Annotated in this window: 21 protein-coding genes; 5 read left to right on the top strand and 16 right to left on the bottom strand. The window is 61.2% G+C overall.

The genetic code is table 11. From position 1 onward, the window contains the following. Positions 1-23 precede the first annotated feature (23 nt). The 3 genes from LQ249_RS23210 (at position 24) to recR (ending at position 2,236) form a co-directional block, all read left to right on the top strand. A complete protein-coding gene (locus tag LQ249_RS23210; RefSeq protein WP_017527493.1) occupies positions 24-362 on the top strand; it encodes a YbaB/EbfC family nucleoid-associated protein in 339 nt (112 codons plus the stop codon). Between the two features lie 170 nt (positions 363-532). Next, positions 533-1,567, top strand: coding sequence for an NADP-dependent oxidoreductase (locus tag LQ249_RS23205; protein ID WP_046382453.1), 1,035 nt, complete (start codon positions 533-535; stop codon positions 1,565-1,567). Between the two features lie 66 nt (positions 1,568-1,633). Continuing rightward, positions 1,634-2,236: a recombination mediator RecR gene (gene recR, locus LQ249_RS23200; RefSeq protein ID WP_017845247.1), complete on the top strand. Its 603-nt coding sequence runs from the start codon at positions 1,634-1,636 to the stop codon at positions 2,234-2,236. Positions 2,237-2,306: 70 nt separating this feature from the next. Here the strand turns inward: recR and LQ249_RS23195 are convergent, their stop codons facing one another. After that, a complete protein-coding gene (locus LQ249_RS23195; RefSeq protein WP_128192304.1) occupies positions 2,307-2,855 on the bottom strand; it encodes an adenine phosphoribosyltransferase in 549 nt (182 codons plus the stop codon). Between the two features lie 81 nt (positions 2,856-2,936). Beyond that, the gene (fnr, locus tag LQ249_RS23190; protein WP_017845249.1) at positions 2,937-3,671 is read right to left on the bottom strand and encodes a fumarate/nitrate reduction transcriptional regulator Fnr; all 735 of its coding nucleotides are present in this window, start codon (positions 3,669-3,671) and stop codon (positions 2,937-2,939) included. Positions 3,672-3,826: 155 nt separating this feature from the next. Between fnr and LQ249_RS23185 the strand changes: the two genes are divergently transcribed. Further along, a complete protein-coding gene (locus tag LQ249_RS23185; RefSeq protein ID WP_079444494.1) occupies positions 3,827-4,324 on the top strand; it encodes a hypothetical protein in 498 nt (165 codons plus the stop codon). A 5-nt stretch (positions 4,325-4,329) separates the two neighbouring features. Here the strand turns inward: LQ249_RS23185 and hemN are convergent, their stop codons facing one another. From hemN to LQ249_RS31625, 7 genes are all read right to left on the bottom strand, one after another. Then, positions 4,330-5,712: an oxygen-independent coproporphyrinogen III oxidase gene (gene hemN, locus LQ249_RS23180; RefSeq protein WP_017845251.1), complete on the bottom strand. Its 1,383-nt coding sequence runs from the start codon at positions 5,710-5,712 to the stop codon at positions 4,330-4,332. Positions 5,713-5,815: 103 nt separating this feature from the next. Continuing rightward, positions 5,816-6,499: a sulfite exporter TauE/SafE family protein gene (locus LQ249_RS23175; RefSeq protein ID WP_108524731.1), complete on the bottom strand. Its 684-nt coding sequence runs from the start codon at positions 6,497-6,499 to the stop codon at positions 5,816-5,818. Further along, positions 6,492-6,710, bottom strand: coding sequence for a cbb3-type cytochrome oxidase assembly protein CcoS (gene ccoS / locus LQ249_RS23170; protein ID WP_017845253.1), 219 nt, complete (start codon positions 6,708-6,710; stop codon positions 6,492-6,494). Before ccoS ends, LQ249_RS23175 begins: the two co-directional genes overlap by 8 nt. Before the next feature lie 22 nt (positions 6,711-6,732). Beyond that, positions 6,733-9,183, bottom strand: coding sequence for a heavy metal translocating P-type ATPase (locus LQ249_RS23165; protein WP_017845254.1), 2,451 nt, complete (start codon positions 9,181-9,183; stop codon positions 6,733-6,735). 115 nt (positions 9,184-9,298) lie between these two features. Further along, on the bottom strand, positions 9,299-9,838 hold the full coding sequence (locus LQ249_RS23160; RefSeq protein ID WP_017845255.1) for a FixH family protein: 540 nt from the start codon (positions 9,836-9,838) through the stop codon (positions 9,299-9,301). Positions 9,839-9,853: 15 nt separating this feature from the next. Continuing rightward, positions 9,854-11,269 (bottom strand): cytochrome c oxidase accessory protein CcoG, encoded by a 1,416-nt coding sequence (gene ccoG / locus LQ249_RS23155; RefSeq protein ID WP_057003825.1) that lies wholly within the window; start codon positions 11,267-11,269, stop codon positions 9,854-9,856. A gap of 207 nt (positions 11,270-11,476) precedes the next feature. Then, positions 11,477-11,743, bottom strand: a complete 267-nt coding sequence (locus tag LQ249_RS31625) for a hypothetical protein (protein WP_315968195.1) — start codon at positions 11,741-11,743, stop codon at positions 11,477-11,479. Between the two features lie 380 nt (positions 11,744-12,123). Here LQ249_RS31625 and LQ249_RS23145 point away from each other — a divergent pair, with 380 nt between their 5' ends. Then, complete coding sequence (locus tag LQ249_RS23145) at positions 12,124-12,771, top strand: hypothetical protein (RefSeq protein ID WP_134939457.1); 648 nt, start codon at positions 12,124-12,126, stop codon at positions 12,769-12,771. A gap of 103 nt (positions 12,772-12,874) precedes the next feature. On the opposite strand, the gene ccoP (LQ249_RS23140) is transcribed toward LQ249_RS23145, so the two are convergent. From ccoP (LQ249_RS23140) to ccoO (LQ249_RS23110), 7 genes are all read right to left on the bottom strand, one after another. Further along, the gene (ccoP, locus tag LQ249_RS23140; RefSeq protein ID WP_017845257.1) at positions 12,875-13,852 is read right to left on the bottom strand and encodes a cytochrome-c oxidase, cbb3-type subunit III; all 978 of its coding nucleotides are present in this window, start codon (positions 13,850-13,852) and stop codon (positions 12,875-12,877) included. After that, entirely contained in the window at positions 13,849-14,034 is a 186-nt protein-coding gene (locus LQ249_RS23135; protein WP_016775513.1) for a CcoQ/FixQ family Cbb3-type cytochrome c oxidase assembly chaperone, read from the bottom strand. Before LQ249_RS23135 ends, ccoP (LQ249_RS23140) begins: the two co-directional genes overlap by 4 nt. Positions 14,035-14,040: 6 nt before the next feature. Continuing rightward, on the bottom strand, positions 14,041-14,649 hold the full coding sequence (ccoO, locus tag LQ249_RS23130) for a cytochrome-c oxidase, cbb3-type subunit II (protein ID WP_017845258.1): 609 nt from the start codon (positions 14,647-14,649) through the stop codon (positions 14,041-14,043). Next, a complete protein-coding gene (gene ccoN / locus LQ249_RS23125) occupies positions 14,649-16,091 on the bottom strand; it encodes a cytochrome-c oxidase, cbb3-type subunit I (protein ID WP_017845259.1) in 1,443 nt (480 codons plus the stop codon). The genes ccoO (LQ249_RS23130) and ccoN overlap by 1 nt, the downstream gene beginning before the upstream one ends. 483 nt (positions 16,092-16,574) lie before the next feature. Then, positions 16,575-17,522 carry a cytochrome-c oxidase, cbb3-type subunit III gene (gene ccoP / locus LQ249_RS23120; RefSeq protein WP_057003828.1) on the bottom strand — a complete coding sequence of 316 codons (948 nt, stop codon included), beginning with the start codon at positions 17,520-17,522 and terminating at the stop codon, positions 16,575-16,577. Beyond that, positions 17,519-17,725 carry a cbb3-type cytochrome oxidase subunit 3 gene (locus LQ249_RS23115; RefSeq protein ID WP_017845261.1) on the bottom strand — a complete coding sequence of 69 codons (207 nt, stop codon included), beginning with the start codon at positions 17,723-17,725 and terminating at the stop codon, positions 17,519-17,521. The genes ccoP (LQ249_RS23120) and LQ249_RS23115 overlap by 4 nt, the downstream gene beginning before the upstream one ends. A 3-nt stretch (positions 17,726-17,728) precedes the next feature. After that, complete coding sequence (ccoO, locus tag LQ249_RS23110; protein ID WP_017845262.1) at positions 17,729-18,337, bottom strand: cytochrome-c oxidase, cbb3-type subunit II; 609 nt, start codon at positions 18,335-18,337, stop codon at positions 17,729-17,731. Between the last annotated feature and the right edge of the window lie 10 nt (positions 18,338-18,347).

Raw genomic sequence — 18,347 nt, 5'->3', positions numbered from 1 at the left:
CACGTACTTTTGAGGTGATTCCCATGATGAAAGGTGGCATGGCCGGCCTGATGAAGCAGGCACAGCAGATGCAGGAAAAGATGGCCAAGATGCAGGAAGAGCTGGCCAACGCCGAAGTCACCGGTAAAGCCGGTGGCGATATGGTCAGCGTGGTGATGACCGGTCGTCACGACATCAAGCGCGTGAGCATCGACCCGAGCCTGCTCGAAGGCGTCAGCGATGACGACCGTGAAGTGCTGGAAGATCTGTTCGCCGCGGCCGTCAATGACGCAGTGCGCAAGATCGAAGCCAACAGCCAGGACAAAATGTCCGGCGTGACCGCTGGCATGCAACTGCCACCGGGCATGAAACTGCCGTTCTGATCGGCCAGCCTTGGCTAGACTGGAATGCCAGGCATCGCGCCTGGCATTTTTTTTTGGCTGTTTTCCCCTGCGTAGCGGCTACGCAAGGGTAACTTTGTCGAACCTCGGTGCCTTGGCCAGTGTCTGCACTTGATGCCATTGAATTCGACCCTCGATAACGGAGCCCCCCGATGCCTCAAGAACCGATGCTTAACCAGCGCATTGTCCTGGTCTCGCGCCCTCACGGCGCGCCAACCGCGGAAAACTTCCGCCTCGAACGTGTGACCCTGCCGGAACTGGCAGACGGCCAAGTCCTGTTGAAGACGCTGTACCTGTCCCTCGACCCCTACATGCGCGGGCGCATGAGTGATGCTCCGTCCTACGCCGCTCCGGTGGAAATCGACGAAGTGATGACGGGTGGCGCTGTCAGCCGTATCGAGCAGTCGCGCAACCCGAAATTCGAAGCGGGCGACCTGGTGGTCGGCTCCACCGGCTGGCAAAGCCACAGCATTAGCGACGGTCGCAACCTGATGCCGGTGCCCAACGGTCTGGCCAGCCCGTCGATGGCGTTGGGCGTGCTGGGCATGCCGGGCATGACCGCCTACATGGGCCTGATGGACATCGGCCAGCCCAAGGCCGGCGAAACCCTGGTGGTGGCGGCCGCGTCCGGTGCGGTGGGCTCGGTGGTGGGCCAGGTGGCCAAGCTCAAGGGCCTGCGCGTGGTGGGTGTCGCGGGCGGGGCCGACAAGTGCCGTTACGTGGTGGATGAGCTGGGCTTTGATGCCTGCATCGATCACAAAAGCGAGAACTTCGCCGATGAATTGGCCCTGGCCTGTTTCAAGGGCGTGGATATTTACTTTGAAAACGTCGGCGGCAAGGTGTTCGATGCCGTGCTGCCGCTGCTCAACCCCAAGGCGCGGATCCCGCTATGCGGGCTGATCGCCGGCTATAACGCCCATGAAGCGCCCAGCGGCCCTGATCGACTGCCGGCGCTGCAACGCACCTTGCTGACCAAACGCGTGCGTATCCAGGGCTTTATCGTGTTCGATGACTACGGCGATCGCCAGCCGGAATTCCTCAGCGCCATGGCGCCGTGGGTACGCGACGGCAAGATCAAGTTCCGCGAAGACATGGTCGACGGCCTGGAACACGCGCCTCAAGCCTTTATCGGTTTGCTCGAAGGACGCAACTTCGGCAAGTTGGTGGTGCGCGTCGCGCAGGATTGAGCATTTGACGCTAATCCGGGGCGCGGGTATAAACCGCGTCTCGTTGTTTTGTCGGACCCTTCGCCCATGAGCTTCAGCCCCCTGATTCGCCAACTGATCGACGCCCTGCGCACTTTGCCCGGTGTCGGCCAGAAAACCGCCCAGCGCATGGCGCTGCAACTGCTGGAGCGTGATCGCAGCGGCGGCACCCGGTTGGCCCAGGCCTTGAGCCAGGCCATGGAGGGCGTTGGTCACTGTCGCCAGTGCCGCACCCTCACCGAGGAAGAACTCTGCCCGCAATGCGCCGACCCGCGTCGCGATGACACGCTGTTATGCGTGGTGGAAGGGCCGATGGACGTGTACGCGGTGGAACAGACCGGTTATCGCGGGCGCTATTTCGTGCTCAAAGGCCATCTGTCGCCGTTGGACGGCCTGGGCCCGGAAGCCATCGGCATTCCGCAATTGGTGGCGCGGATCGAAGCGCAGGGCACGTTTACTGAAGTGATCCTGGCCACCAACCCGACCGTGGAGGGTGAAGCGACCGCGCATTACATCGCCCAACTGCTGAGCAACAAAGGCCTGGTCACCTCGCGGATCGCCCACGGTGTGCCGCTGGGTGGCGAGCTGGAGTTGGTGGACGGCGGCACCCTGGCGCATTCGTTTGCCGGTCGCAAACCCATCGCGCTTTAAGCCACGCGGCAGGTCAAGGTGTGGGAGGGGGCTTGCTCCCACATGGGTTGTGTGGTGTCGGTGATAATCCTCAACGCTCGCTCAGCGCAAATTGCGTCAGGCAAAACGTCGGAATCCCCATATCTTCCAGGCGTTGCGTGCCACCCAGTTCCGGCAGGTCGATAATCGCCGCCGCTTCGAACACCTTCGCGCCCATGCGCCGCACCAGGTTCGCTGCGGCGATCAGCGTGCCGCCAGTGGCGATCAGGTCATCGAAGATCAGCACCGAGTCGCCTTCACACAGGCTGTCGGCATGCACTTCGAGGAAGGCTTCGCCGTATTCGGTCTGGTAACCCTCGGCCAACACGTCGGCCGGCAGCTTGCCCTGTTTGCGGAACAGGATCAGCGGTTTGTTCAATTGGTAGGCGATGATCGAGCCGATCAGGAAACCCCGGGCATCCATCGCACCGATATGGCTGAAATCGGCTTCGACGTAGCGGTGGACGAAGGTGTCGGCCACCAGGCGCAGGGCCTTGGGCGACTGGAACAGTGGCGTGATGTCACGAAAGATCACCCCAGGCTTGGGGAAGTCGATGACAGGGCGGATCAGGGATTTGATGTCGAACGAATCGAAGGTCATCGTCGCAGAGTCCAGGGGCGGAAAACGGACTCGAAGTATACCTTGCGGCCTGGCCGATTGGCGCGGCCGCAAGTGTCTGGATCAGCCCTCCAGGGAGCCGCCCGCCAACGCACACAGCTGGATCGGGTCGAGGATGTGTACTTCCTTGCCTTCGGCGGCAAGCAGTTCGTTCTGCTGGAAACGGGTAAATACCCGGGACACGGTTTCCACCGCCAGGCCCAGGTAATTGCCGATTTCATTGCGCGACATGCTCAGGCGGAACTGGTTGGCCGAGAAACCACGGGCACGGAACCGCGCCGACAGGTTGACCAGGAAGGTGGCGATGCGCTCGTCGGCGGTTTTCTTCGACAACAGCAGCATCATTTGCTGGTCGTCCCGGATCTCGCGGCTCATGACACGCATCAGTTGGCGGCGCAGCTGCGGCAGTTGCAGGGCCAGTTCGTCCAGGCGTTCGAAAGGAATTTCGCACACCGATGTGGTCTCCAGTGCCTGAGCCGACACCGGATGAATCTCGGTGTCCATCCCCGACAACCCGACCAGCTCGCTCGGCAGGTGGAAGCCGGTGATCTGCTCTTCGCCACTGTCGCTCAGGCTGAAGGTCTTCAATGCACCCGAACGTACTGCATAGACAGAATCGAACTTGTCGCCCTGGCGATATAGAAACTCGCCTTTTTTCAGTGGGCGTCCACGTTTAACGATTTCGTCCAGCGCATCCATGTCTTCCAGATTCAATGAAAGTGGTAAGCAGAGGGGGGCCAGGCTGCAATCCTTGCAATGGGCCTGGCTGTTAGCGCGCAGCTTAACGGGCTCGGACATTTCTTAAATCCTTGTGGGAAAACACACATAAGACATAAGGGTAACGCACTGTGGGTAGAAGAGGCCAGCATGGACGAAAAACCGATGCCGGGATAAAGATTATTGTATCGATGCCGATACAAGTCAGTGTCCCTTAGAGCCTGGAGGCTCACATCATGCTTTCCATCGGTGAAAACTCTGCTGCCAAGCTGCCGGTTCCGGCGGTTCGCGAGCCCAAGGACCTGGTGGCGGAGGCTAAAGAAGCCAAGGCCGCCAAAGCACTTGAGGACGCCACCTCGGCGCCGCTGCGTCCGGCCAAGGCGGTCGAGGGCGTGACCGTGACTATTTCCGGAGCGGCGTTGAAGGCGGCGGGTACCGCGAAGAAAGCCAACAGCGATATCGAAGAGAGTGGCCTGCCGGATAACATTCAGCAGACGCTGAAAATGATCCGTCAGATCAAGGAGCAGATCGCCAAGAAACAGGCCGAGCTGGCCGCAGTGATGGCGGACACGAGCCTGACGCCTGACCAGGCGCGGGTCAAGGCCAGCAACCTGCAAGCCTCACTCAGCGCACTGCAGGCGAGCCTGGTGACCGCGCAAGCCTCGCTGGCCAAAGCCATGAAAGGCCTGAGCGGCGAAGACGCCATGAAGGCGGCCTCCCTGGCGATGGCATAGAACCTTCAGATCACCCGCGAAAAGCGCTGCCGGTTCTGATGTTCCAGGTAGGCATCGAACACCATGCACACCGAGCGCACCAGCAGCCGCCCGGCCGGTAGAACGCGAATGCCTTGTGCGTCCAGTTCGATCAGGCCGTCGTCGGCCATCGTTTCGAGTTGCGGCCAGATCTCGTCGAAGTAGCCGCGAAAATCGATATTGAACGCCTGTTCGATCTGCTCGAATGTCAGGCTGAAATTACAGATCAATTGCTGAATCACTTCCCGCCGCAACCGATCGTCCGTGGTGCAGACCAGGCCGCGGTTGGTCGCCAGTTGCGCGTCGGCCAGGGCGTTCTGGTAGCTATTGAGGTCGCTGGTGTTCTGGCAATACAGATCGCCGATCTGGCTGATGGCCGACACCCCGAGCCCGATCAGGTCGCAATGGCCGTGGGTGGTGTAGCCCTGGAAGTTGCGTTGCAGGGTGCCTTCTTCCTGGGCAATGGCCAATTCGTCGTCCGGTAGCGCGAAGTGGTCCATGCCGATGTAGCGGTAGCCGGCGTCGGTCAACTGTTCGATGGTGGTTTGCAGCATCTGCAGTTTTGCCGCCGGGGACGGCAGGTCATCGGCGTTGATCCGCCGCTGAGGCATGAAGCGTTCCGGCAAGTGCGCGTAGTTGAACACCGACAGGCGATCCGGTTGCAACTTGATCACTTCTTCCACGGTGCGCGCGAAGTTGATCGGGGTTTGTTTGGGCAGGCCGTAGATCAGGTCGATATTGATCGAGCGGTACTGCAAGGTGCGCGCGGCATCGATCACGGCGCGGGTTTCTTCCAGGCTTTGCAGGCGATTGACCGCCCGTTGCACTTCCGGGTCGAGGTCTTGCAGACCGATACTGACGCGGTTGAAGCCCAGCTCGCGCAGCAGGCCCATGGTTGCCCAGTCGGCTTCGCGCGGGTCGATCTCGATGCTGTAGTCGCCGGAATCGTCATCGAGCAGGTTGAAATGCTTGCGCAGGCAGGCCATCACCTGGCGCAGTTCGTCATGGCTGAGAAAAGTCGGGGTGCCACCGCCGAAATGCAGCTGCTCCACGGTCTGTTTCGGATCGAGGTGGCAGGCGATCAGTTGGATCTCTTGTTCCAGGCGCTGCAGGTAGGGCTGGGCGCGGCCGCGGTCCTTGGTGATGACTTTGTTGCAGGCGCAGTAGTAGCAGATGTTGGCGCAGAACGGCACGTGCACATACAGCGACAACGGGCGTGCAGCCTTGCGGCTGTCGCGCAGGGCGTGGAGCAGGTCGAAGGAGCCGACCTGGCTGTCGAATTGCACTGCGGTGGGGTAGGACGTGTAGCGTGGCCCCGCCAAATCGTAGCGATGAATCAGGTTGCTGTCCCAACGAATGGCGTCGAGCATGCGGGCGTTCCCCCGGATAGACTAGTCGGCCGAGTCTAGGGGCGTGGCGGATATGGCATCTTGATTTGCGTCAACGGGGAGCGGCGCTATGCCACATGGCCTTTTAGTGGCCCATTAGCCAGTGCTGATGGGGGCCGGGCAAGGTCCAGATACCGAACAGAATCACCAGCACGCCGCCGGCGGTACGCACACTGCGTTTGCGCAATAATGCCGTGACGCGTTCGGCGGCCAGCCCGGTCGCCAGCAGCACTGGCCAGGTACCCAGGCCGAACGCCAGCATCAGCACCGCACTGTCCAGCGCATTGCCTTGGCTGGCGGCCCACAGCAGGGTGCTGTAGACCAACCCGCACGGCAACCAGCCCCACAGCGCGCCCAACAGCAGGGCGCGGGGCAGGCTGGACACCGGCAGCAAACGGTTGGCAACCGGCTGGATGTGCCGCCACAGGCCGCGACCGAGGCTTTCGATGCGGGTGAGGCCGCTCCACCAGCCGGCCAGGTACAGGCCCATGCTGATCAGCAGCAGGCCGGCCAGCCCGCGCATGAACATCGCCGCCGGGCTGTTGGCCACGGCCCAGCCGGCCAGGCCGATCAGCAGGCCGGCGGTGGCGTAGCTGAGGATGCGCCCCAGGTTGTACGCGAGCAGCAGGCGGAACCTGCGGCTGCGTTGCTCCTTGGGGATCGCCAGGGTCAGCGCACCCATCAGGCCGCCGCACATGCCCAGGCAATGGCCGCCCCCCAGCAGGCCAAGGATCAGCGCGGAGACCAGCAGCGGCGCCAGATCAAGCATGGGGCGGATCTTTCGGGGCGGCCGGGGGCTCGGGGCTGTTGGCCTCGTCGACGGCGGCCAGGTGGTTTGGGTCCTGATCGTCGAACAGCACGCTGTGGGCCGGGCCGTCGAGGTCGTCGTACTGGCCGCTGTCCACCGCCCAGAAGAAGATGTAGATGGCGATGGCCACAATCAGCAGCGCCGCCGGAATCATCACGTATAAAGCTGGCATCTGCACTCCATGCCCGCGCGGCTCAAGCCGGCAACGGGCGGGTTACTGAGGGGGTGCTGGCGGTCGGCGCGCTCGGCAGGCGAGTCAGGCGCAGGGCGTTGAGCACCACGGTCAACGAACTGAGGGACATGCCGACCGCGGCCCAGATCGGCGTGATCCAGCCGAGCGCGGCAAACGGCAGCATAAGGCCATTGTACAGCCCGGCCCACAGCAGATTCTCCATGATCACCCGACGGGTGCGCCGCGCCAAGGTAAACGCTTGCACCAGGGCGTCGAGGCGGTTGGACAGCAGCACCGCGTCGGCGCTGGTTTTTGCCAGGTCGGTGGCCGAGCCCATGGCCACGCTGATATCGGCGGCGGCCAGCACCGGCACATCGTTCACCCCATCGCCGAGCATCAGCACTTTGCGCCCTTCTTTGTGCAGTTGTTGCAGCACTTGCAGCTTGTCATCGGGGCGCAGACCGCCGTGGGCTTCGTCGATGCCCAGTTCGGCGGCGACGCTGGCGACCATCGGCGAACTGTCGCCCGACAGCAGCAGCGTGCGCCAACCGCGTGCCTTGCAGGCCGCCAGCAGGGCCGGGGCGTCGCTGCGCAGGCGGTCATCCAGGACGAACCAGGCGAGGGCGCCGTCGCGGTCGCCCAACAGCAGCCATTGCCCGGCTTCATCCGGCGCGGCGGGGATCGGGCAGCCGCTGAGTTCACACACATAGCCCGGCTGGCCGATGCGCAGTTGACGTTCGCCCACCCAGCCTTCCAGGCCGAGGCCGGGGGAACTGAGCACTTCGTCGGCGGCCAGGGGCGCGCGCCCGAAGGCGCGGGCGATCGGGTGTTCTGAGCGATTTTCCAGGGCGGCAGCGAGGCCCAGGCACTGGTCGCTGTTCAACGCTCCCAGGGGGCGGATCGCACGCAGCGCCAGGCGCCCTTCGGTGAGGGTGCCGGTCTTGTCGAAAATCACCGTGTCGATCTGGTTCAGGCCTTCCAGCACATGGCCGCGGGTCAGCAGCAGGCCGAGTTTGTGCAGGGTGCCGGTGGCGGCCGTCAGGGCGGTCGGCGTGGCCAGCGACAGCGCGCACGGGCAGGTCGCCACCAGCATTGCCAGGACGATCCAGAACGCCCGCGACGCGTCCAACTGCCACCACAACAGGCCGATCAGCACGGCGGCGACCAGCGAGCCGAGCAGGAACCACTGTGCGGCGCGATCGGCGATTTGCGCCAGGTGCGGTTTCTCGGCCTGGGCCCGCTCCAGCAGGCGCACGATGGCGGACAGGCGCGTGTCATGGCCCAGGGCGCGCACTTCGACGGTCAGCGCGCCCTCGACGTTGAGGGTGCCGGCCGTTACCGCATCGCCGACTTGACGCGGTTGCGGCAGGTATTCGCCGGTGAGCAGGGATTCGTCGATGCTCGACTGGCCGTCGAGAATCACCCCGTCCGCCGGCAGCACGGCACCGGGATGAACCAGCACGCGGTCGCCCAGGGCCAGCTCGGGGAGCAGGATGCGTTCGCTCTGGCCTTCAGCGTTCAAACGCAGGCATGAGGCAGGCAGCAGGTTGACCAACTGCGCGGTAGCGGCGGCCGTGCGTTCGCGGGCCCGCCGCTCCAGGTAGCGGCCGGCCAGCAGGAACAGCGCGAACATGCCCACCGCATCGAAATACAGTTCACCGACGCCGGTGATCGCGGTCCAGATGCCGGCCAGGTAAGCCCCGCCAATGGCCAGGGATACCGACACGTCCATGGTCAGGTGGCGGGTGCGCAGGTCGCGCATGGCGCCCTTGAAAAACGGCGCACAGCTGTAGAACACGATGGGCGTGGTCAGAAACATCGCGACCCAGCGCAGGATGACGTGCAGTTCGGCGCTCAGGTCGATATTGAATTCCGGCCAGGTGGCCATGGTCGCCATCATCGCCTGGAACCACAGCAACCCGGCAACGCCGAGTTGGCGCAAGGCCAGACGGTTTTCGCCGGCCAATTGCTCGGCGGCGCGATCTGCCTGATAGGGGTGGGCGGCGTAACCGATATGGCGCAGCTCACTGAGCAGTTGGCTCAGCGGCAGTTGCCCGTCGGCCCAGCGTACCTGCAGGCGATGGTTGGACAGGTTCAGGCGCGCCTCGGCCACGGCGGGCAGGCTGCGCAGGTGTTTTTCGATCAGCCAGCCACAGGCCGCGCAACTGATGCCTTCCATCAACAGCGTGGCTTCGGCCAGTTCGCCATCGTGGCGCACGAAGGGTTTTTGCACATCGGCGCGGTCGTACAGCGCCAGTTCGTCGACCAATTGCACCGGCAGTGCCTCGGGGTTGGCCGAGGCTTCGCTGCGGTGCTGGTAATAGCTTTCCAACCCGCCCGCCACGATCGCTTCGGCCACGGCCTGGCAGCCCGGGCAGCAGAGTTCGCGGCGCTCGCCGAGGATCACGGCGGTGAAGCGGCTACCGGGTGGAACGGGCAGGGCGCAGTGGTAGCAGGGGGTTGGGGTGGTCATGGCGTTAGATCTTTGGTGGCGGGTAGGGCCTCATCGCGGGCAAGCCCGCTCCCACAGTGGATCGCGGTGTCCATGTGGGAGCGGGCTTGCCCGCGATGCGTGAAGCGCAGCCTGTTTACTTCTTCAGGTCTTCAGCACCCTGCAGCGGTTCATCCCCGAGCAGCAAGTCCTTGTCGTGGTTGACCTGTTCTTCTTCGAACAAGCGCCAGGTCCTGTCGCCTTCCACGCCGAGCAGTTCGACGAAGCGCCGACCTTCGACCTTGTCGGTGACCTGGCCGATGTAGCGACCGGGTTCGCTGTCGCTGCGGGCCAGGTTGATCTTGCGGTCCTTCTCGGGCTGAGTCGGCGAAATCAGGTTCAGTTCCAGGGTGCTCGGGTTGCTGTAGCCGGTGAGGTGCAGTTCGACTTCACCGGTCAGCTCATCCAGATGCACCTTGGCGCGCAGTTGCAGGGTCTGGGCCAGGCGTTCGCGGTCCAGGGAGCGGTTGATGCCTTTGCCGGCCTCGTAGTAGTTGTCGTTGACCAGATTGTCCGGGTTGTTCACTGCAATGGTCACCATGGACAAGGTCAAGGTCACCGAGCAGGCCAGGATACCAATGATGATCCAGGGCCAGAGGTGCTTGTACCAGGGGCTTGCGGCAGTGGCTACGGGCATTGTTCAGCTCTCTCGTTAACGAACTTGTGGGCCGATGAATCGGCTCTTGGCTTCAATGTGGACGCTGGCGTCATCGGCATCCTTGAGGATGAATTTCACCTCGTTGGTGCTCGACGGCAATTGCTCCGGCGCACTCGACAGTTCGACCGGCATGCTGACGATGTCGCCGGCAGCCACCTTGATTTCGCGGCGGCCTTGCAGCTTGAGGTCCGGCAGCCCGGCAGCATCAAGCACATACGTGTGGTCGCGCTGGTCTTTGTTCATGATTTTCAGGCTGTAGACGTTCTCGATCCGTCCTTCAGCGTTTTCGCGGTACAGCACACGGTCTTTGCTGACGTCGAAACCCACCAGCGGACGCATGAAAAATGCCGTGGCCAACAGGCTCATCATCGCCAGCAATACCAGCGCATAGCCGATCAGGCGCGGACGCAGCTTGTGGGTTTTCTGCCCCGACAGGTTGTGCTCGGTGGTGTAGCTGATCAGGCCGCGCGGGTAATCCATCTTGTCCATGATGTTGTCGCAGGCGTCGATACACGCGGCGCAGCCGATGCATTCGATCTGCAGGCCATCGCGGATGTCGATGCCGGTCGGGCACACTTGCACGCACATTGTGCAATCGATGCAATCGCCGAGGCCCTGGGCCTTGTAGTCGGCGCCTTTTTTACGCGGGCCACGCACTTCGCCACGACGTGGGTCGTAGGAGACGATCAGGGTGTCTTTGTCGAACATCACGCTTTGGAAGCGCGCATAGGGGCACATGTAGATGCACACCTGCTCGCGCAGCCAGCCGGCGTTGCCGTAGGTGGCGAGGGTGAAGAAACCGACCCAGAAATACGACCAGCCATCGGCCTGGCCGGTGAAGAAGTCGAACACCAGTTCGCGGATCGGCGAGAAATAACCGACGAAGGTCATGCCGGTGACAAAACCGATCAGTAGCCACAGCGTGTGTTTGCTGAACTTGCGCAGGAACTTGTTGGCGCCCATCGGCGCCTTGTCCAGCTTGATGCGCTGGTTACGGTCGCCTTCGGTGACTTTTTCGCACCACATGAAGATCCACGTCCACACGCTTTGCGGGCAGGTATACCCGCACCAGATGCGCCCGGCGTACACCGTGATGAAGAACAGGCCAAAGGCCGCGACGATCAGGATGCCCGAGAGGAGGATGAAGTCCTGGGGCCAGAAGGTCGCCCCGAAAATGAAGAACTTACGTTCCGGCAGGTCCCACCACACGGCCTGGTGGCCACCCCAGTTCAGCCACACCGTGCCGAAGTAGAGCAGGAACAGACCGGCGCCGCCAAGCATGCGCAGGTTGCGGAACAGGCCCGTGAAGGCGCGGGTGTAGATTTTCTCTCGCGACGCGTAGAGGTCGACACCGTTGTTGGAGTTTTTGGCAGGTGGAGTAACGTCTTGTACCGGTATTTGGTTGCTCATCATTGCATCCCACGGCGGTGGAGATTTGCCTCGGCCAGTACGTGCCGGTCGGGGTCAAATGAAGGGTCTTGCAGTGGCGTAATGATACGCCCCCGATGACGCGCAAAGGGTGCGACCTTTGGTCGCGTTGGGGGAAATCAATTGATGGTGTAGGTGACGTGGATCAATTGACTTGTGAAGTATGGACGGTTTTTGCGCGTGGAGCGGTCATTCGTCCCATGGGTTAATCAGTGAAACGCCGCTGGATTTGAATTCACTGACATTGCGCGTAACGACGGTTAACCCATGAACCAGAGCAGTAGCGGCGATCAGCGCATCGATTTCATTGGCCCGGTCAGGAACATGCAGATGTGCACAACGTACATGGGCAGGCTTGCCGCGATCGGTGATAAAAACCGGCCCTATGCGGGCGGCTTTTTTGGCACCGCTTGTGTCTTGGTTGAATTCGCGGCTTGAGATGGTAGTGATGGTCATGGGATCGCCCTCCCTTCGTTAGACTCTATGTAGCTACGTAACTACCGGTGTGCCGCGCGTGGCAAGCCCGGTGCAGCAAGCGGTGGGTGTATTTCATTCTGGCGATCTATCGCAGTGGCAAAAATTATTGCCGAGGCTGCCTTTGACATGTTCTCTGTACAGCATGTGATCAATTTCTACGTCTAAAGCCCTCGCTAAATTATGAGGAGTCAAATACCCCAAAATGTGCGATCTCCGAAATATATCGATGTAGGTTGAATGCTACTGCGGTTGTAGGAAATATTTATATACAGATGCTTTTTTGTTGAAAAGGAACGGAGCGGGCGTTTGTGCCACAAATAATATGCACATAAAAAGTGGTCATTTACTTGAGGTTTTTAATGAGTAATATTAACGGGGTTTCTAATAGTCCTGTAGTTACAGTGCCTCGCGCTTCGGCACCTTCGATAACTCCAGCTCCCACAAATCATCTCAAAACCTCCACCAGTGAAGGTTTGGTTTTTCTTCTGCGTACTTCTTTTGAGAAATTTTCCGATCCGAGTGAGCCGGGCGTTATCAGCAGGGAGTCGCTGGCGAAGAAAGCGTATTCTCCTGAAGGTAACAGTGACAGTATCTACGAATCACAACTGGCACGGGAGGTTTTAGAGCGGAATCGCCTGTTTGAACAGTTAGATGGATTTGGCGAGCATAAACAAGATGGGAAGATCACCCAAGAAAGTCTGGGTGCTTTTGAGGCAAAAGAAAACGGACGATTCAGTACCATGAACGATAAGGATATTGGGAGGTACTTTTTTGATAATTTTAATGATTTTAGATATCTGGATCCCCTGAGCGAAAGTTATCGCGAAGAGCTGGGAGTACCAACGTTGGAGAGTGCCGCAACTTCGTCGACGTCCGGTTCAGAAAAAAAGATGTTCGCACGTGAACTCTTAGGTCGTCCTGAACTGCTGGAGCAGTTGGGACTCGGATATAGGAGTGCGAGGGTTACACGCGGTGATGTCGAGCAAGCTCTTCCAACTATCAAGTAGGTGCGTGAAAAACTTAGATAGTTGCTGAGCGAGGCAGTTATAGCTGCCAGAAAAAAGCCCCGCCAGTTTGTACTGTACGGGGCTTTTGTGTTTCTGATGAAGCTTACTGCTCTTGAGCCTTCTTATCCCCATGGGACAAGCTGTAAACATATGCGGCCAGCAAATGCACCTTGTCGTTACCTTGCAGTAGTTCCTGTGCAGGCATCTGGCCCTGGCGGCCGTAACGGATGGTCTGCTGCAGTTGGGCGAAGCTTGAACCGTAGATGAACGCGCCCGGGTGAGTCAGGTCGGGTGCGCCCATGGCGGGCGTGCCTTTACCGGCCGGGCCGTGGCAGGCCACGCAGTTGGCGGCGAAGAGTTTCCCGCCGTTGGCCACATCGGCCTTGGCGCCTTCCGGCAGTTTGCGGCCGTCGAGGTTGGTCACCACGAAGCCCGCCACGTCGGCCACGCCCTGTTCGCCGATGACTTCGGCCCAGGCCGGCATCACCGCGTGGCGGCCTTTCATGATGGTTTCCTTGATGGTCGCGGGCTCGCCGCCCCAGCGCCAGTCGGCGTCGGTCAGGTTAGGGAAGCCGTAGGCACCCTTGGCGTCCGAACCGTGGCATACCGAGCAGTTGGACGCGAACAGACGGCCGCCCATCTTCAGGGCCTGCGGGTCTTTGGCAACCTCCTCAATCGGCATCGCGGCGAATTTGGCGAAGATCGGCCCGAACTTGGCGTCCGACCTGGCCATTTCCTTTTCCCACTCATGCACGCCGGTCCAGCCGGTCTGGCCGTTGGCGAAGGCGGTCTGCTTGTCGTTGTCGAGGTAGTTGTAGCCCGGCAGCAGACCTTTCCAATTGCCCAGGCCGGGGTACAGCACCAGGTAGCCGAGGGCGAAGACGATGGTGCCGACGAACAGCATGAACCACCATTTCGGCAGTGGGTTGTCGTACTCCTCGATACCGTCGAACGAGTGGCCGACAGTCTCGTCCGTTTGCTCGGCGCGCTGGCCCTTGCGGGTCGACAGCAGCAGCCAGGTCAGGGCGAAAATGGTACCCAGACTGAGGACTGTGACGTACAGACTCCAGAACGTAGTCATTCTTTGTTACTCCTAGAAGCTTGCTCGACGTGCTTGATGGCTTCGGGGTCATCCGCAAAGGGCAGCATGGTTGCGTCGTCAAACTCCGACTTGCGCTTGGGGCTGAACACCCACAGCGCCAGGCCGATAAAGGCCACCATCACGACAACGGTGCCCAGGCCACGAATCATCCCGATATCCATGAAGAATCACCGTTTGCTTTTGATGATGGTGCCAAGGCCTTGCAGGTAGGCCACCAATGCGTCCATTTCGGTCTTGCCCTTCACGGCTGCGGCTGCACCGGCGATGTCTTCGTCGGTGTAGGGCACGCCCAGGGTGCGCAAGACTTCCATCTTCTTCGCGGTGTCCTTGCCGTCGAGCTTGTTTTCCACGAGGAACGGGTACGCCGGCATTTTCGACTCAGGCACAACGTTGCGCGGGTTGTACAAGTGCGCGCGTTGCCAGTCATCGGAGTAGCGTCCGCCGACACGGGCCAGGTCCGGCCCGGTACGCTTGGAACCCCACAGGAACGGGTGGTCCCACACGCTTTCACCGGCCACGGAGTAGTGGCCATAACGTTCGGTTTCGGCGCGGAACGGACGGATCATCTGCGAGTGGCAGCCGACACAGCCGTTGGCGATGTAGATGTCGCGGCCTTCCAGTTCAAGGGCGGTACGCGGTTTCATGCCTTCGACCGGCTTGTTGGTCACGTCCTGGAAGAACAGCGGAACGATCTGGGTCAGGCCGCCGATACTCACGGCGATGACCATGAAGAAGGCCAGCAGGCCGATATTCTTCTCGACTACTTCGTGCTTCATCAGTGGGCTCCCACAACGGCGATCTTGGCGGCGGCTTCGGCTTCTGCAGGGTCGGAGGCACGCACGGTGCGCCAGACGTTGTAGGCCATGAACAGCATGCCGGAGGCAAAGAACGCGCCGCCCAGGGCACGGACGATGTAGCCCGGGTGGCTGGCTTGCAGCGCTTCGACGAAGGAGTAGGTGAGGGTGCCGTCATCGTTGATCGCACGCCACATCAGGCCTTGGGTAATGCCGTTGACCCACATCGAGGCGATGTAGAGCACGGTGCCGATGGTGGCCAGCCAGAAGTGCGTATTGATCAACCCGACGCTGTGCATCTGCGCACGCCCGAAGATTTTCGGGATCATGTGGTACAGCGCGCCGATGGAGATCATCGCTACCCAGCCGAGCGCACCGGCGTGTACGTGGCCGATGGTCCAGTCGGTGTAGTGCGACAGCGAGTTGACGGTCTTGATCGCCATCATCGGCCCTTCGAAGGTCGACATGCCGTAGAACGCCAGCGAAACCACCAGGAAGCGCAGGATCGGGTCGGTGCGCAGCTTATGCCAGGCGCCCGAGAGGGTCATCATGCCGTTGATCATGCCGCCCCAGCTTGGCGCCAGCAGGATGATCGACATCGCCATGCCCAACGACTGTGCCCAATCCGGCAGCGCGGTGTAGTGCAGGTGGTGCGGACCGGCCCAGATGTACAGGGTGATCAGCGCCCAGAAGTGGACGATGGACAGACGGTAAGAGTAGATGGGACGTTCGGCCTGTTTCGGCACGAAGTAGTACATCATCCCCAGGAAACCGGTGGTGAGGAAGAACCCCACGGCGTTGTGGCCGTACCACCACTGGATCATCGCATCCGTCGCTCCGGCGTAGGCCGAATAGGACTTGAACAGGGTGACCGGCAACGACGCATGGTTGACGATGTGCAGCATCGCCGTCACCAGGATGAAGGCACCGTAGAACCAGTTACCCACATAGATGTGCTTGGTCTTGCGCTTGGCGATGGTGCCGAAGAACACCACCGCGTAGATCACCCAGACAATCGCGAGCAAAATGGCGATGGGCCATTCCAGCTCGGCGTATTCCTTGGTGGTGGTGTAGCCCAGCGGCAACGAGATGCCGGCCCCGACGATCACGGCTTGCCATCCCCAGAAGGTGAAGGCGGCGAGGCCGTCGGAAATCAGTCGCGTCTGGCAGGTTCGCTGCACGACATAGTAGGAGGTGGCAAATAATGCACATCCGCCGAAGGCGAAAATCACCAGGTTAGTGTGCAGCGGGCGTAGGCGGCCGAAGGTCGTCCATGGCAGGCCGAAATTCAATTCCGGCCAGACCAGTTGCGAGGCGATGAAGACCCCGAGCCCCATGCCAAGGATCCCCCAGACCACCGTCATGATGGCGAACTGGCGGACTACCTTATAGTTATAAGCAGTCGGACTGATTGCTGTGCTCATTCTAAGGTTCCACGGTTTAGGTTTTTTTATAGGTAAAAATCGGTCGCAAGTATGTAGAAACCGAGGTGCCATTGCAACGCAAGGGTGACCTGTGTCAATGCGTGCCACGCCAGATTCTGCGCCCTTTCCATGTTTGATGTAAGGACAAAATCCGAAATCAAAAACTGATCGATCGGACAGGAATTTTTGCGTGACGCGTCGGCGGGTGACTCGCTGTGTGTCGACACGCTGCTGAAGCGATGAACGGTCAGTGGCACGACAGCCGGTCGCTGCCAGCCTTTGCGCCTGTCATCCCTGCAGAAGTATGCAACCCAGCGCGTGCAAGTCGACCGTCGACCGGTCTGTACCGATCCGCTGTGCAGACAAGCGTAGACCCGAATGGCAGGAGGGGAAAGCAGTGCTTTGGAAGGGTGCGACACTTGGTCGCGTAGGAGGGTTGAGCTACCGCCCCCGGATCAGGGGCGGCAGTTCAGGGGTGGAGCGTTACTCTGCCTGGCGTTGCGGCGTTGCGCCGTCAGCGTTGTGGGAGAGGCTGTAAACATAAGCGGCCAGCAGGTGAACCTTGTCATTGCCTTGCAGCACTTCCTGCGCCGGCATCTGGCCTTGACGGCCGTGGCGAATGGTTTGCTGCAACTGCGCCAGGCTGGTGCCGTAGATAAAGCCGCTTGGCTCGGTCAGGTTCGGCGCGCCCATGGCTTCGGTGCCGTGGCCTTGCGGACCGTGGCAGGCCACGCAGGTGGTGTTGAACGTGGCTTGGCCGGCGACCAGGTCAGCGCCGCTGTCGGCTGGCAGTGGCAGCTTGGCCAGGTCGTGACGCACATAGGCCGCGACGTTTTTCACACCGTCTTCGCCCAGCACTTCGCCCCAGGCCGGCATCGCCGCGTGGCGACCGCCCATGATGGTGGTCTTGATCGCCTCGGCGGAACCGCCCCAGCGCCAGTTATTGTCCGCCAGGTTCGGGAAGCCATACGCGCCCTTGGCATCCGAGCCGTGGCACACCGCGCAGTTGGAGGCGAACAGGCGCCCGCCCATTTTCAGCGCTTGTGGGTCTTTGGCGACTTCTTCCACTGGCATGGCCGAGAATTTGGCGAAGATCGGCCCGAACTTGGCGTCGGCCTTGGCCATTTCCTTGTCCCATTCCTTGGTCGAGGTCCAGCCACCTTCATAGCCCGGCAGGACGCCTTTCCAGTTGCCCAGGCCCGGGTAGAGGATCAAGTAGCCGACGGCGAACAGCAGGGTGCCGGCGAACAACATGAACCACCACTGAGGCAGCGGGTTGTCGTATTCCTCAATGCCGTCGAAGGCGTGGCCCATGGTCTGGTCGACACTGCCCTTGGTCTCGCCCTTGCGGGTGCCGAACAGCAGCCAGGTCAGGCCGATCAGGCTGCCGATGGTCAGTACGCAGATCCATGTACTCCAGAAGGTAGTCATGGCCGATTGCTCCTTGTTGCAGGCGCTTCTTGAGCGTCGGATGGGGTGGCGGTGGGTTCGTCGGCAAACGGCAGCAGGCGTGCCTGCTCGAATTCCGCATTGCGTCGGTTGTTGAATACCCACAGCGAGAGGCCGATAAAGGCGATGGCGACGACTAGCGTGCCGAGGCCGCGGATGGTGCCCGCATCGAATTCAAATCCCATGGCTCACCTCTTGCTCTTGATGGCGGTGCCGAGGACTTGCAGGTACGAAACCAGTGCGTCGATCTCGGTCTTGCCCTTGAGGCTGGCCACTGCGCCGTTGATGTCGTCGTCGGTGTAGGGCACGCCGAGGGTACGCATCACTTTGAGCTTGGCTTCGGTGTGGCTGCTGTCGAGCGGTGCCGTCACCAGCCATGGGTAAGCCGGCATTTTCGACTCAGGCACTACGTTGCGCGGGTTGTACAAGTGCGCGCGGTGCCAGTCGTCCGAGTAGCGTGCGCCGACGCGCGCCAGGTCTGGCCCGGTACGCTTGGAGCCCCACAGGAACGGGTGATCCCAGACGCTTTCGCCCGCAACCGAGTAGTGCCCGTAGCGCTCGGTCTCGGCACGGAACGGACGGATCATCTGCGAGTGGCACTGTACGCAACCTTCGCGGATGTAGATGTCGCGGCCTTCCAGTTGCAGCGCGGTGTAGGGCTTCATGCCTTCCACCGGTTTGTTGGTCACGTCCTGGAAGAACAGCGGGACGATCTGGGTCAGGCCGCCGATGCTCACGGCAAGCACCATCAGCAGCATCAGCAGGCCGACGTTCTTTTCAATCGTTTCGTGTTTCATCACTGACTCC

The organism is Pseudomonas sp. 7-41 (assembly GCF_021233075.1).
In the GTDB taxonomy this organism is placed as follows: Bacteria; Pseudomonadota; Gammaproteobacteria; order Pseudomonadales; family Pseudomonadaceae; genus Aquipseudomonas; species Aquipseudomonas veronii.
Note: the sequence above shows the minus strand (reverse complement) of the source record. Positions and strands in the feature narration are given on the sequence as shown.

Coding starts and splice junctions, on each gene's coding strand:
- LQ249_RS23210 (WP_017527493.1), top strand. CDS start 24: ATGATGAAAGGTGGCATGGCCGGCCTGATGAAGCAGGCACAGCAGATG.
- LQ249_RS23205 (WP_046382453.1), top strand. CDS start 533: ATGCCTCAAGAACCGATGCTTAACCAGCGCATTGTCCTGGTCTCGCGC.
- recR (WP_017845247.1), top strand. CDS start 1,634: ATGAGCTTCAGCCCCCTGATTCGCCAACTGATCGACGCCCTGCGCACT.
- LQ249_RS23195 (WP_128192304.1), bottom strand. CDS start 2,855: ATGACCTTCGATTCGTTCGACATCAAATCCCTGATCCGCCCTGTCATC.
- fnr (WP_017845249.1), bottom strand. CDS start 3,671: ATGTCCGAGCCCGTTAAGCTGCGCGCTAACAGCCAGGCCCATTGCAAG.
- LQ249_RS23185 (WP_079444494.1), top strand. CDS start 3,827: ATGCTTTCCATCGGTGAAAACTCTGCTGCCAAGCTGCCGGTTCCGGCG.
- hemN (WP_017845251.1), bottom strand. CDS start 5,712: ATGCTCGACGCCATTCGTTGGGACAGCAACCTGATTCATCGCTACGAT.
- LQ249_RS23175 (WP_108524731.1), bottom strand. CDS start 6,499: ATGCTTGATCTGGCGCCGCTGCTGGTCTCCGCGCTGATCCTTGGCCTG.
- ccoS (WP_017845253.1), bottom strand. CDS start 6,710: ATGCCAGCTTTATACGTGATGATTCCGGCGGCGCTGCTGATTGTGGCC.
- LQ249_RS23165 (WP_017845254.1), bottom strand. CDS start 9,183: ATGACCACCCCAACCCCCTGCTACCACTGCGCCCTGCCCGTTCCACCC.
- LQ249_RS23160 (WP_017845255.1), bottom strand. CDS start 9,838: ATGCCCGTAGCCACTGCCGCAAGCCCCTGGTACAAGCACCTCTGGCCC.
- ccoG (WP_057003825.1), bottom strand. CDS start 11,269: ATGAGCAACCAAATACCGGTACAAGACGTTACTCCACCTGCCAAAAAC.
- LQ249_RS31625 (WP_315968195.1), bottom strand. CDS start 11,743: ATGACCATCACTACCATCTCAAGCCGCGAATTCAACCAAGACACAAGC.
- LQ249_RS23145 (WP_134939457.1), top strand. CDS start 12,124: ATGAGTAATATTAACGGGGTTTCTAATAGTCCTGTAGTTACAGTGCCT.
- ccoP (WP_017845257.1), bottom strand. CDS start 13,852: ATGACTACGTTCTGGAGTCTGTACGTCACAGTCCTCAGTCTGGGTACC.
- LQ249_RS23135 (WP_016775513.1), bottom strand. CDS start 14,034: ATGGATATCGGGATGATTCGTGGCCTGGGCACCGTTGTCGTGATGGTG.
- ccoO (WP_017845258.1), bottom strand. CDS start 14,649: ATGAAGCACGAAGTAGTCGAGAAGAATATCGGCCTGCTGGCCTTCTTC.
- ccoN (WP_017845259.1), bottom strand. CDS start 16,091: ATGAGCACAGCAATCAGTCCGACTGCTTATAACTATAAGGTAGTCCGC.
- ccoP (WP_057003828.1), bottom strand. CDS start 17,522: ATGACTACCTTCTGGAGTACATGGATCTGCGTACTGACCATCGGCAGC.
- LQ249_RS23115 (WP_017845261.1), bottom strand. CDS start 17,725: ATGGGATTTGAATTCGATGCGGGCACCATCCGCGGCCTCGGCACGCTA.
- ccoO (WP_017845262.1), bottom strand. CDS start 18,337: ATGAAACACGAAACGATTGAAAAGAACGTCGGCCTGCTGATGCTGCTG.